General features: G+C 62.3%; 13 protein-coding genes. 3 read left to right on the forward strand and 10 right to left on the reverse strand.

Annotated features, from left to right (window positions below):
* Positions 1-161 precede the first annotated feature (161 nt).
* Entirely contained in the window at positions 162-809 is a 648-nt protein-coding gene (gene rnt, locus PP4_RS05230; protein ID WP_217435874.1) for a ribonuclease T, read from the reverse strand.
* Positions 810-832: 23 nt separating this feature from the next.
* Positions 833-1879, reverse strand: coding sequence for a dihydroorotase (pyrC, locus tag PP4_RS05235; protein ID WP_016498214.1), 1047 nt, complete (start codon positions 1877-1879; stop codon positions 833-835).
* A 130-nt stretch (positions 1880-2009) separates the two neighbouring features.
* Between pyrC and PP4_RS05240 the strand changes: the two genes are divergently transcribed.
* Together PP4_RS05240 and PP4_RS05245 are read left to right on the forward strand one after the other, a co-directional pair.
* Positions 2010-2969, forward strand: a complete 960-nt coding sequence (locus PP4_RS05240; protein WP_016498215.1) for a flagellar protein MotY — start codon at positions 2010-2012, stop codon at positions 2967-2969.
* Positions 2970-3152: 183 nt separating this feature from the next.
* Positions 3153-4370, forward strand: coding sequence for an argininosuccinate synthase (locus tag PP4_RS05245; RefSeq protein WP_016498216.1), 1218 nt, complete (start codon positions 3153-3155; stop codon positions 4368-4370).
* Between the two features lie 70 nt (positions 4371-4440).
* Here PP4_RS05245 and PP4_RS05250 read toward each other — a convergent pair whose 3' ends face one another.
* Positions 4441-4923: a hypothetical protein gene (locus PP4_RS05250; protein WP_016498217.1), complete on the reverse strand. Its 483-nt coding sequence runs from the start codon at positions 4921-4923 to the stop codon at positions 4441-4443.
* 371 nt (positions 4924-5294) lie between these two features.
* Between PP4_RS05250 and PP4_RS05255 the strand changes: the two genes are divergently transcribed.
* Complete coding sequence (locus PP4_RS05255) at positions 5295-5918, forward strand: response regulator transcription factor (protein ID WP_016488774.1); 624 nt, start codon at positions 5295-5297, stop codon at positions 5916-5918.
* A 55-nt stretch (positions 5919-5973) separates the two neighbouring features.
* Here PP4_RS05255 and PP4_RS29315 read toward each other — a convergent pair whose 3' ends face one another.
* The 7 genes from PP4_RS29315 to metG all read right to left on the reverse strand — a co-directional run bounded on the left by PP4_RS29315 (position 5974) and on the right by metG (position 11658).
* Complete coding sequence (locus PP4_RS29315) at positions 5974-6150, reverse strand: PA3496 family putative envelope integrity protein (protein WP_016498218.1); 177 nt, start codon at positions 6148-6150, stop codon at positions 5974-5976.
* Positions 6151-6254: 104 nt separating this feature from the next.
* Positions 6255-6893 carry an endonuclease III gene (nth, locus tag PP4_RS05265; RefSeq protein ID WP_016498219.1) on the reverse strand — a complete coding sequence of 213 codons (639 nt, stop codon included), beginning with the start codon at positions 6891-6893 and terminating at the stop codon, positions 6255-6257.
* Between the two features lie 4 nt (positions 6894-6897).
* Positions 6898-7422, reverse strand: coding sequence for a hypothetical protein (locus tag PP4_RS05270; protein ID WP_016498220.1), 525 nt, complete (start codon positions 7420-7422; stop codon positions 6898-6900).
* Complete coding sequence (locus PP4_RS05275) at positions 7415-8017, reverse strand: RnfABCDGE type electron transport complex subunit G (protein WP_016498221.1); 603 nt, start codon at positions 8015-8017, stop codon at positions 7415-7417. The genes PP4_RS05270 and PP4_RS05275 overlap by 8 nt, the downstream gene beginning before the upstream one ends.
* Positions 8014-8985 (reverse strand): RnfABCDGE type electron transport complex subunit D, encoded by a 972-nt coding sequence (locus PP4_RS05280; RefSeq protein ID WP_016498222.1) that lies wholly within the window; start codon positions 8983-8985, stop codon positions 8014-8016. Before PP4_RS05280 ends, PP4_RS05275 begins: the two co-directional genes overlap by 4 nt.
* On the reverse strand, positions 8982-9530 hold the full coding sequence (locus PP4_RS05285; protein WP_016498223.1) for an Rnf-Nqr domain containing protein: 549 nt from the start codon (positions 9528-9530) through the stop codon (positions 8982-8984). The genes PP4_RS05280 and PP4_RS05285 overlap by 4 nt, the downstream gene beginning before the upstream one ends.
* An 88-nt stretch (positions 9531-9618) precedes the next feature.
* Positions 9619-11658 carry a methionine--tRNA ligase gene (metG, locus tag PP4_RS05290; protein WP_016498224.1) on the reverse strand — a complete coding sequence of 680 codons (2040 nt, stop codon included), beginning with the start codon at positions 11656-11658 and terminating at the stop codon, positions 9619-9621.
* Between the last annotated feature and the right edge of the window lie 29 nt (positions 11659-11687).

The raw sequence follows: 11687 nt of genomic DNA on the forward strand, positions 1-11687 counted from the left end.
AACCGGCCTTCGTGGCCGGTTTTTTTGTGCCTGGACTTCAAGGCTTCCAGTGCCTGTCCTGGCCCTTTCGCGGCACAAGGCCGCTCCTACAGCAGTACGCATACCCCTGTAGGAGCGGCCTTGTGCCGCGAAAGGGCCGCAGCGCGGCCCCTGGATTCAACTCAATCGTTGAAGTCGCGCCAGCCGCCCATCTCTTTCCAGCGGTTGACGATGCCGCAGAACAGCTCGGCCGTCTTCTCGGTGTCATAACGCGCCGAGTGCGCCTCACGCCCGTCGAAGTCGATGTCCGCGCTCTGGCAGGCACGCGCCAGCACGGTCTGGCCATACGCCAGGCCCGCGAGGGTAGCGGTGTCGAAGCTCGAAAACGGGTGGAACGGGTTGCGCTTCAGGTCGTTGCGCGCCACCGCCGCATTGAGGAAGCCCAGGTCGAAGCTGCTGTTGTGGCCGACCAGGATCGCCCGCTTGCAGCCATTGGCCTTGAGTGCCTTGCGTACGCCGCGGAAGATGTCGGTCAGCGCGCTTTCCTCGCTGACGGCCATGCGCAGCGGGTGGTCCAGCTTGATGCCGGTAAACTCCAGCGCTGCGGCTTCGATGTTGGCGCCCTCGAACGGCTCTACCCGGTGGAAGTAGGTGTGCTCGGGGAACAGGAAGCCTTTCTCGTCCATGCCGATAGTGACGGCGGCAATTTCCAGCAGGGCATCGGTCGCGCTGTTGAAACCACCTGTCTCCACATCCACCACTACCGGCAGGTAGCCGCGGAAGCGCTCGGCCATCGGGTGGCGCGAACCGCTGCTGCCTTGGGTGTCCATGTCGTCTTCGTAGAGTTCTTCGCTCACGCGTTTTCCTCCAGCAGGCGCCAGCGCAGTTTTTCACCGGCGCGCAGCGGGATTACGGTCTGCTCGCCAAACGGCAGGGTGTCCGGGGCGGTCCATTCTTCACGCACCAGGGTAATGGTGTCGGTGTTCGCCGGCAGGCCGTAGAAGGCCGGGCCGTGCAGGCTGGCAAAGCCTTCCAGCTTGTCCAGCGCGTTACGCTGCTCGAACGCTTCGGCGTACATTTCGATGGCCGCGTAGGCGGTGTAGCAACCGGCGCACCCGCAGGCGGCTTCCTTGGCGTGACGAGCGTGCGGTGCCGAGTCGGTGCCCAGGAAGAACTTCGGGTTACCGCTGGTGGCCGCGTCCAGCAGCGCCACCTGGTGGGTGTTGCGCTTGAGGATCGGCAGGCAGTAGAAATGCGGGCGAATGCCGCCAACCAGCATGTGGTTGCGGTTGTACAGCAGGTGCTGGGCGGTGATGGTCGCGCCGACGTTGGCCGGGGCCTCGGTGACGAACTGCGCGGCGTCGCTGGTGGTGATGTGTTCGAACACCACCTTCAGCGTCGGGAAGCGCTCGACCAGACGGCGCATGTGCTCGTCGATGAAGCGCTTTTCGCGGTCGAACACGTCGATCTCGCTGCGGGTAACTTCGCCATGCACCAGTAGCGGCATGCCCACTTCCGCCAGTGCCTCTATGGCCGGGAGGATGTTGTCGATGCTGGTCACGCCGGAATCGGAGTTGGTGGTAGCGCCGGCCGGATACATCTTGGCGGCGTACACGAAACCGCTGGCCTTGGCCGCGCGGATATCCTCGGGGCTGGTGCGGTCGGTGAGGTACAGCACCATCAGCGGCTCGAAGCGGCTGCCGGCCGGGCGGGCAGCCAGGATGCGCTCGCGGTAGGCACCAGCCTGCTCGGCATTACGCACCGGAGGAACCAGGTTGGGCATGATGATGGCACGGGCGAAGGTACGCGCCACGTCGCCAACGGTGTGGGGCAGGACGGCACCATCGCGCAGATGGATGTGCCAGTCGTCGGGGCGCAGGAGGGTCAGGCGATCGGACATTGGGGATTCCAGGCGGGTCGAACTCAAGCCCCAATGCTACCGGAAAACCCTGGGGCGAGCACGGCTATCAAGTTTTCCGGCAGGCGTCCGATAGCCTGCAGGTAAGCCGTCAGAATTTGTGGAGCCGCCCGTGCGCCAGCGTTACCTAACCCTGTTGACCCTGTTCGCCAGCCTGCCGGCCGGCGCACTGACTTTCCAGACGCGCATGGAGAACATTGCCTGGAAGGTCGAGGGTGACCAGTTCGAGTGCCGTCTGATCCAGCCAATAGAAGGTTTTGGCAGCGGCGAGTTCGTGCGCCGGGCAGGTGAACAGCCGGTGTTCCAGCTGCGTTCGGACAGCAACGTACTGGGTGCAGGTACAGCCAGCCTGCTGGCGGCGGCGGCGCCGTGGCAGCCTGGGCGGGGTGATATCAACCTGGGCAGCGTGCGCATGGCCCGTACAGGGGTGCTGTTCAGTTCTTCCCAAGGCCAGGCCAGCCGCCTGATAAACGGCCTGCTCGACGGGCGCAGCACCGTGGTACGCAACTACACCGGTGAGGCCGGCAGGCCGATGGAAGTGCGCGTGCTGCCGGTCAGCTTCGCCAAGGCCTACAGCGACTACCAGGTTTGTGCCAGCAAGCTGCTGCCAATGAATTACGATCAGGTGCGCCAGACCCAGGTGGGCTTCCCGGGTGGCGGCACCGATCTGGACGCGTCGGCGCGTGCACGGCTGGATGTGATCCTGGATTACATGAAAGCCGACCCGACGGTAAACCACATCGAGCTGAACGGCCACTCCGACAACAGTGGCAACCGCCTGACCAATCGTGACCTGTCGCGCCGTCGCGCGCTGGCGGTGGCTGACTACTTCAAGGCCCATGGCTTGGCTGAAGAACAGATCACGGTGCGCTTCCATGGCGAGCAGTACCCGTTGGTGAAGAACAACAGCGCTGCCAATCGGGCGCGCAATCGCCGGGTGAATATCGAGCTGGATCGGGTGGCAGTGGTTGAGAAACCCGCCGATAAACCGGCTGAACGAGCGGCGCCTGCTGCCGCGGCCCCGGCCCCGGCCAGCCCGGCTGCTGCCGCGCCGGGGGCGAAGGCGCCCTGAGATCGGTGTGGCTCCAGGGGGTTGCCACGACATTTCCAGCGCCTGTGAGATGTTCATGCATACACCCGTCGCCCTTCCGACAGTTCCTGTCGCTTTGTCGTCAGAAGCTGTCGCCCCACTGTAAATTTATCCGCAAGGCCGTTAGAATCGATCCCTTTCCGTACAACCCCGTGGAGTGATGGCATGGCGGACGTAAAAAAGGTCGTACTGGCGTATTCCGGCGGCCTTGATACTTCGGTGATTCTCAAGTGGCTGCAGGATACCTACAACTGCGAAGTGGTGACCTTCACCGCTGACCTGGGTCAGGGCGAAGAGGTCGAGCCGGCCCGTGCCAAGGCCCAGGCAATGGGTGTTAAAGAGATCTACATCGACGACCTGCGCGAAGAATTCGTGCGTGATTTCGTGTTCCCGATGTTCCGCGCCAACACCGTATACGAAGGCGAGTACCTGCTGGGTACTTCCATCGCCCGCCCGCTGATCGCCAAGCGTCTGATCGAAATCGCCAACGAAACCGGCGCTGACGCCATTTCCCATGGCGCCACCGGCAAAGGCAACGACCAGGTGCGTTTCGAGCTGGGTGCCTACGCCCTGAAACCAGGCGTCAAGGTTATCGCCCCATGGCGTGAGTGGGACCTGCTGTCCCGCGAAAAACTGATGGACTACGCCGAAAAGCACGGCATCCCGATCGAGCGCCACGGCAAGAAGAAGTCGCCGTACTCGATGGACGCCAACCTGCTGCACATCTCCTACGAAGGCGGTGTCCTGGAAGATACCTGGACCGAGCACGAAGAAGACATGTGGCGCTGGAGCGTCTCGCCTGAGAACGCCCCGGACCAGGCGACCTACATCGAGCTCACCTACCGTAACGGTGACATCGTTGCGATCGATGGCGTCGAGAAAACTCCGGCCACCGTCCTGGCCGACCTGAACCGTATCGGCGGTGCCAACGGCATCGGCCGCCTGGACATCGTCGAGAACCGTTACGTCGGCATGAAGTCGCGTGGCTGCTACGAGACCCCAGGCGGCACCATCATGCTCAAGGCCCACCGTGCCATCGAGTCGATCACCCTGGACCGCGAAGTCGCTCACCTGAAAGATGAGCTGATGCCGAAGTACGCCAGCCTGATCTACACCGGCTACTGGTGGAGCCCGGAGCGTCTGATGCTGCAACAGATGATCGACGCTTCGCAGGTCAACGTGAATGGCGTGGTACGCCTGAAGCTGTACAAAGGCAACGTGACCGTGGTCGGCCGCCAGTCGGACGACTCGCTGTTCGATGCCAACATCGCGACCTTCGAGGAAGATGGCGGCGCCTACAACCAGGCGGACGCGGCCGGCTTCATCAAGCTGAACGCACTGCGCATGCGCATTGCTGCCAACAAGGGCCGTTCGCTGCTCTGATTGCTGGCACGTGTCGTAGAAACCCCGGCTCAGGCCGGGGTTTTTTTTGGCTGCAGAAAAGTCCGGGCGTTTAGCGCTCGTCGTTCACGACATTGCCCTCGAGTGCGCTGATCGACAGCTGCGCACATTGACGTCTGTCCAGATTACAAAAGCGCCAGGTGCGCGCTGGTACGGGGGGGTGGGCTAGGGCAGACAGGAGTTGCTGTTCCATCATGCGGTTGGCGTCGGGGCCGGAAAACATGAACGTGACTGGCTCGCCCTTGGTCGCTTCGTGGGGACCGTTGGTCATGGCAGGAGTTGCCACGTTGTTGGGGATCGGCATGTTGTCATCGGTCGTTCTGCCGGGCGATGGGCTATAGAAGGACTTGTAGTTGAAATTGAGCGTCAGGAAGAACAGTGCTGTGAGAAAAAACGGGAAGCCCACCAGAAACCAGGTGTAGAGTTTTTGGCTGGACTCGCTGAGAAACGGCAGTGTCGCGAGCGCGGAGGCTTCGATGATCCCCGCGAAGATGGCAATGATCGTCAGCGGGGCGACAGGTTGTGCTTGGGTCATTTGGGCCGTCTCCAGCGGTTTTGCCCATCTATACCGGACCGTTGAACTCAACTAAAGACTGGACCGGTTTCCGGGTGAGAACTAATCGCCGAATAGCCTGGTTGCCTTGATTTTTCACCTTGTTTGAGTTGGATGTTTCTTCAAGTGGGCGTCAGTTTTTCAACTGGTGCGAAATTGCGGGCGGGTGATACCGTCAGTTTGGTGATAAAGAATTTAGTTATTACAACTGCAGTAATTATTTGTAGGAAATTTCCGTAAGTTCTGTAAGTTTCATCTGCTCATCAGTTTCGCTGGGAATTCGCCGCGCCATCGGACGCCCTGTCGGTTATCGTGGCGTGCCAAAGCAAAAACAATGAATCAATGGATATCGCATGAATAAAGTGCTTATCGTGGATGATCATCCGGTCATACGCCTGGCCGTGCGCATGCTGATGGAGCGGCATGGGTATGACGTGGTGGCGGAAACCGACAACGGGGTGGCTGCACTGCAACTCACACGGCAACACCTGCCGGATATCGTGGTACTGGATATCGGCATCCCCAGGCTTGATGGCCTGGAGGTGATAGCGCGCATGGCAACGTTCAGCCCGGGCAGCAAAGTCCTGGTACTGACGTCGCAGGCCCCCGGCAACTTCTCGATGCGCTGCATGCAGGCGGGGGCATCGGGTTACGTGTGCAAGCAGCAGGAGCTCACCGAATTGCTCAGCGCCATCAAGGCCGTGTTGTCTGGGTACAGCTACTTCCCCAACCAGGCCTTGCATGCGTCGCGTGGCAGGGGAGGGGGGAGCGAGACGGATATGGTCAACCGTCTTTCAGCGCGCGAGATGACCGTGTTGCAGCAGTTGGCGCGGGGGCGCTCGAACAAGGAAATTGCCGACAGCATGTTCCTCAGCAACAAGACGGTCAGTACCTACAAGTCCCGGCTATTGCTCAAGCTCAATGCGCGGTCGCTGGTTGACCTGATCGAACTGGCGCAGCGGCAAGGTCTTAACTGACTGCCAGGCCGCAAAGCCTCCCGTCCGGAGGCTTTGCCAGGGCTCCCGAGCAGCGCTACAGGTCGTAGTCGAAATCGGCCAGCTGCTTTTGCAGGCGCCGTTCTTCCAGCATGTTGTCGATGGTGCGGCGTTTGCTCAGGTTGGTCTTTGCGCTTTCCACCTGGGGTTCCGCTTCATCCTCTGTGGCAACAAAATCATCTTCGATCGACAGGTCGTCTTTATCGGTGCTCATGAGTCGCTCCAAGCCAAGGGGCCATTGGCCGTCCTTATAACCAGAAAGCAGACGCTGGTAAAAAAGATTTTTTCAATCGCCGCGAGTGGTTTTGAGCTATCGGCTCAATCGTCGCTGGTCTTGTGCTTGTATTCGCACAAGTCTTCGATCCGGCAACTGCCACACCTTGGCTTGCGGGCCTGGCAAACATAGCGTCCATGCAGGATCAACCAGTGATGGGCGTCGAGCAGGTAATCCTTTGGCACGAACTTGACCAGTTTCTTCTCTACCTCCAGCACCGTCTTGCCTGGCGCGATGCCCGTGCGGTTGCTGACCCGGAATATATGGGTATCCACCGCCATGGTCGGCTGGCGAAAGGCAGTGTTAAGCACCACGTTGGCGGTCTTGCGGCCCACGCCGGGCAGTGCCTCCAACGCTTCGCGGGTTTGCGGCACCTCGCTGCCGTGCTGCTCTATCAGCATCCGGCAGGCTTCGATGACGTTTTTGGCCTTGCTGTTGTAAAGGCCGATGGTCTTGATGTATTCGCTCAGGCCTTCAACGCCCAGGGCATGGATGGCCTCGGGGGTGTTGGCGACGGGGAACAGGCGGGCGGTGGCCTTGTTGACGCCGACGTCAGTGGATTGCGCAGACAACGTCACGGCGACCAGCAGTTCGAACGGGGTGGTGTAGGCCAGTTCTGTCTTGGGGTCGGGGTTGTCTTCGTGCAGCCTGCGAAAGATCTCCAGGCGTTTGGCGGCATTCATGAAATCAGAGCTTTCCTTGACGACGTGGGTGGGCAGGGCCCGGACGCAGGCGATTGTACAAGGCCAGCAGCAGTCCGAGCAGTAGCAGCGCGCCGGGGGCCAGGCTGGCCAGGTGCAGGCCGGTCAGCTCAGCCAACCCTTGGCGGCTGGTGCCGAGCAGCAGGCAGATGCCAAGCACGGCGCCAAGGTGCCTGACGAGCAGGCGCCAGCGGCCCTGGTCAGGCAACAGGTGGTCGTAGGCCAGGCATGGCAGGCAAAGCAGCGCTGGATAGTGGCCCAGGGCTATGGCCAGTGGCAGCAGCCACGCACGCAAGGCCAGTTGCAGGCAGCTTGCCAGGGCGGCCAACAGCAACAGGCTTGCCAGCACGTACGCCCAGTTGGCCAGCCGCTGGCGCAAGGGTGCCAGCAACACCTGGTGCAGGCTAACCATCACGATCGCGCACACGCCGATGGCGGCGCCCTCGCGCAGCGTTACGGTGGCACCGAGCATGGGCACAAGGCTTGCTGCCAGCCAGTAGACGTTATTCATGCGGGGTGACCTCCAGCAGCATGCTGCGCTGCTCATCGAAGTAGCTCAGGGCCTCCTGTAGTGCCGTGATCACGGCCCGTGAGGTCACGGTTGCGCCGGCCAGTTGGTCAAAGTCGCCTTGGTCCCGCTTCAGCGCCCAGTGGTCGCCCAACTGACGGTTGGCAAACTGCTCCAGCCAGTGCACCTGTGGGTCTCCCAGGCGTGCGCCCAACCCCGGGCTTTCCTGTTGCTCGACCACTTGGCTACCGATCAGCCGGCCGTCGGCGGCGATGGCGATGCTCAGCACGATCGGCCCGACATAACCTTGGGCCTGGGTGATCAGGATGATTGCGGTGGGCGCGCCGGCTCGGGTGGCCCGGTAAGCTGCCAGGATCCGGCTATTTGGCCGCTGTGCGGCGGGCCTTGGCAGGGGGCTGTCCAGTGGCTGGTTGTCGTAACTGCCTTCGGGCAGCACCGCCAGCCGCTGGCGGCTTTGCAGTTGCTTCTCGGCGCTGACGATGGCGGTACTGGTCCAATGTCGCCAGGTCAGCGTGGCAGACACAGCCAGTGCCCCGGTCAGCAGCAGCAGGCCTGCGTCACGCGCAAGGCGGTTCATCGGGTGGCCTGCTGGCGCTGCAGGGCCAGGCGCTCAAGGCTCGGTGCCATGAGGTTCATCAGCAAGATGGCGAATGCCGTGCCATCCGGGTAGCTGCCCCAGGTGCGAATCAGGTAGATCAGCAGCCCGGCTCCCAGGCCGAAGCACAACCTGGCCCACTCATTCTTGGGGCCGGAGACGGGCTCGGTGGCAATGAAGAACGCCGCCAGCATGGTCGACCCAGAGAACAGGTGCAGCAAGGGTGAACCGTTGGAGTCCGACCCCGAACCGTTCCAGCCCAACAGGCTGAACACGAATAGCCCTGCCAGCAAGCCCGCAGGCGCGTGCCAGCTGATCACCTTGCGCTGCAGCAGGAACAGCCCGCCAAGCAGGAACGCCAGGTTGGCCCATTCGCTGCCCCTGCCGCCAATACTGCCGAAGCCCGGATGACTGGCGAACAGCTCGTCAATGGTCAGGCTGCGATTGTGGCGCAGGCCGTCGAGCAGCGTAGGCCGAGCCCAGGCATCAATGTGACCACCTGTAAACACCTGCTGCAGGCTTTCCAGCAGGCCAGGTGCAGGCCCTGGCCAATGGCTCATCTGCAACGGGAAGCTCAGCAATACGAAGGCATAACCGACCATGGCCGGGTTGAACAGGTTGCGCCCGACACCGCCAAACGCTTGCTTGCCGATGCCGATGGCAACGCTGGTGGCGACCACAGGTAACCACCAAGGGGCGAGGGTGGGCAGGGCGCACGCCAGCAAGACGGCTGTCACCAGTGCGCTTCCATCGCTCAGCGCCGGCTTCGGCGGTTGCCCGCGCATTGCAAGCAGCAGGGTTTCGCAGAGTATGGCGGCACTGGCGCAGAGCAACAGGTTTACCAGCAAACCCCAGCCGTGCAGCCACAGCAGTGTCAGCAGGCCAGGTATGCAGGCCAGCAAGACCAGGCCCATGCTGGTACGTAGTCGCGGGTCGGGGCTGGTGTTCATTGTGCAAACAACCCATTGAAACCGGAAAATGCCATGGCCATTACCCCGGCACCGATCAATTCGATAGGCAGGCCGCGCAGCACGCCGGGGATATCGGCATGGGCACTGCGCTGACGCAGGTCAGTGAACAAGACCAGCGCCAGCCAGAAGCCAGCACCGGCCAGCAAGGCTTGCAGCAGGATGGCGGGCCACGTGCTGTCGTCGCTGGCCTGCTGTAGCGCCAGCCCAAGCGCTACGGCATTGCTCAAGAGCAGGGCTGGCAACCCCGTCACGGGCCAGGTCGGGCGCCATTTGGCCAGCAGCCACGGCACACCCCATGCAAGCAATGCCAGCCAGGGCAATAGCACGAACAGGGCAAGGTCCTGGATGTGCAACGGGGCAAGCACCCCTCGCATCAGCAACTGGGCACCGATCACGCCCAGCGCAATGCACAGCGCGCAGGCCAGGCCGTGCACATGCAAGTGCAGCCTGGGGGCTGACGGTTGTAGCAGGCACAGGTGATTGACCAGCGCGGCGCTGATCAGGACCAGGATGTAGTCGCTCATGAGATGACGATAGCCGGGAATCAGGGTGGTTGTCCGGCAAGCAAGGCGCAGAAGGAACTGCCCCGGCACGAGGGCCGGGGCAGGGGCGTTACTTGATGCGCTGGCCAGGCTTGGCGCCGCTGTCCGGGCTCAGCAGGTAGATTTCTTCACCGCCAGGGCCGGCGGCCATGACCATGCCCTCGGACACGCCAAAGCGCATCTTCCGTGGCTTGAGGTTGGCAACCATCATGGTCAGGCGGCCTTCCAGCTTGGACGGGTCGGGGTAAGCCGACTTGATGCCGGAGAACACGTTGCGGCGCTCGTCACCGATATCCAGGGTCAGTTGCAGCAGCTTGTCGGCGCCAGCTACGGCTTCGGCCTTGACGATCAGTGCCACGCGCAGGTCAACGGCAGCGAAGGTGTCGAACTCGATTTCTGCCGAAAGCGGGTCCTTGGTCAGCTCGCCATTGCCGGCCGGGGCCTTGGCTTCGGCGGCCAGCAGGTCTTCCTTGCTGGCTGCGACCATGGCTTCGACCTTGGCCGGTTCGATGCGGCTCATCAGTGCCTTGAACGGGTTCAGCTGGTGGTTTTCCAGGCGCGACAGGTGGTCGTTCCAGGCCAGCGGGGCAACGTTGAGGAAGGCCTCGGCGTCGGCCGCCAGCACGGGCAGCACGGGCTTGAGGAAGATCACCAGCTGACGGAACAGGTTGATGCCCTGGGCGCAGATGGCCTGCACTTCATCCTGCTTGCCTTCCTGCTTGGCCAGTGACCATGGTGCCTTGTCGGCGATCCAGGCGTTGGCGCGGTCGGCCAGCGCCATGATCTCGCGCATGGCGCGGCCGAAGTCGCGGCCTTCGTAGGCTTCGGCGATAGACGGGGCAGCGGCCAGGAAGGCCTCGGTCAGCTCCGGTGCGGCATCGCCGGCCACCATCACGCCTTCATTGCCTTTGTGGATGAACCCGGCGCAGCGGCTGGCGATGTTGACTACCTTGCCCACCAGGTCGGAGTTGACCTTCTGCACGAAGTCTTCCAGGTTCAGGTCCAGGTCGTCGACGCCACGGCCCAGCTTGGCCGCGTAGTAGTAACGCAGGTATTCCGGCTGCAGGTGGTCAAGATAGGTGCGGGCCTTGATGAAGGTGCCGCGCGACTTGGACATCTTGGCGCCGTTGACGGTCAGGTAGCCGTGCACGTTGACCGCAGTCGGCTTGCGGAAGCCGGCGCCTTCGAGCATGGCGGGCCAGAACAGGGCGTGGAAGTTGACGATGTCCTTGCCGATGAAGTGGTACAGCTCGGCCTTGGAGTCTTCCTTCCAGAAGGCGTCGAAGTCCAGCTCTGGGCGGCGTGCGCACAGGTTCTTGAAGCTGGCCATGTAGCCGATTGGCGCGTCCAGCCACACGTAGAAGTACTTGCCCGGTTCGCCCGGGATCTCGAAGCCGAAGTACGGCGCGTCACGGGAGATATCCCACTCCTGCAGGCCGGAATCCAGCCATTCGGCCAGCTTGTTGGCCACCGCATCCTGCAGGGTGCCGCTGCGGGTCCACTGCTGCAGCATGGCCTGGAAGTCGGGCAGCTTGAAGAAGAAGTGCTGCGAATCACGCAGTACCGGGGTGGCACCGGAAATCGCCGACTTTGGGTTCTTCAGCTCGGTAGGCGCGTAGGTGGCGCCGCATTTTTCACAGTTGTCGCCGTACTGGTCTTCGGCCGCGCACTTGGGGCAGGTACCCTTGATGAAGCGATCGGCCAGGAACATGCCCTTTTCCGGGTCGAAATACTGGGTCACCGAACGGGTGGCGATGTGCCCGGCTTCACGCAGGCGCGTGTAGATCATGCTCGACAGTTCGCGGTTTTCTTCGCTGTGGGTGGAGTGGAAGTTGTCGAACTCCACCAGGAAGTCTGCGAAGTCGCCGCTGTGCTCGGCCTGGACGTTGGCGATCAGCTGTTCCGGCGTGATGCCTTCCTTTTCGGCACGCAGCATGATGGCCGAGCCGTGGGCGTCGTCGGCGCAGACGTAGATGCACTGGTTGCCGCGCATTTTCTGGAAGCGGACCCACATGTCTGTCTGGATGTACTCGAGCATATGGCCAAGATGGATGGATCCATTGGCATAGGGCAGGGCGCTGGTGACGAGAATCTGACGTGGCTCGGACATGGTGGCTCGGCTACTTATCTGGCTACGGG

Source organism: Pseudomonas putida NBRC 14164 (genome assembly GCF_000412675.1).
GTDB classification, from domain to species: Bacteria; Pseudomonadota; Gammaproteobacteria; order Pseudomonadales; family Pseudomonadaceae; genus Aquipseudomonas; species Aquipseudomonas putida.

Bases quoted from the DNA above. Each gene is read 5' to 3' on its own strand.
- PP4_RS05270 (WP_016498220.1), bottom strand. From the start codon at position 7,422: ATGAATAACGTCTACTGGCTGGCAGCAAGCCTTGTGCCCATGCTCGGT.
- pyrC (WP_016498214.1), bottom strand. From the start codon at position 1,879: ATGTCCGATCGCCTGACCCTCCTGCGCCCCGACGACTGGCACATCCAT.
- metG (WP_016498224.1), bottom strand. From the start codon at position 11,658: ATGTCCGAGCCACGTCAGATTCTCGTCACCAGCGCCCTGCCCTATGCC.
- PP4_RS29315 (WP_016498218.1), bottom strand. From the start codon at position 6,150: ATGAGCACCGATAAAGACGACCTGTCGATCGAAGATGATTTTGTTGCC.
- nth (WP_016498219.1), bottom strand. From the start codon at position 6,893: ATGAATGCCGCCAAACGCCTGGAGATCTTTCGCAGGCTGCACGAAGAC.
- PP4_RS05255 (WP_016488774.1), top strand. From the start codon at position 5,295: ATGAATAAAGTGCTTATCGTGGATGATCATCCGGTCATACGCCTGGCC.
- PP4_RS05280 (WP_016498222.1), bottom strand. From the start codon at position 8,985: ATGAACACCAGCCCCGACCCGCGACTACGTACCAGCATGGGCCTGGTC.
- PP4_RS05285 (WP_016498223.1), bottom strand. From the start codon at position 9,530: ATGAGCGACTACATCCTGGTCCTGATCAGCGCCGCGCTGGTCAATCAC.
- PP4_RS05245 (WP_016498216.1), top strand. From the start codon at position 3,153: ATGGCGGACGTAAAAAAGGTCGTACTGGCGTATTCCGGCGGCCTTGAT.
- PP4_RS05275 (WP_016498221.1), bottom strand. From the start codon at position 8,017: ATGAACCGCCTTGCGCGTGACGCAGGCCTGCTGCTGCTGACCGGGGCA.
- PP4_RS05250 (WP_016498217.1), bottom strand. From the start codon at position 4,923: ATGACCCAAGCACAACCTGTCGCCCCGCTGACGATCATTGCCATCTTC.
- rnt (WP_217435874.1), bottom strand. From the start codon at position 809: ATGGACACCCAAGGCAGCAGCGGTTCGCGCCACCCGATGGCCGAGCGC.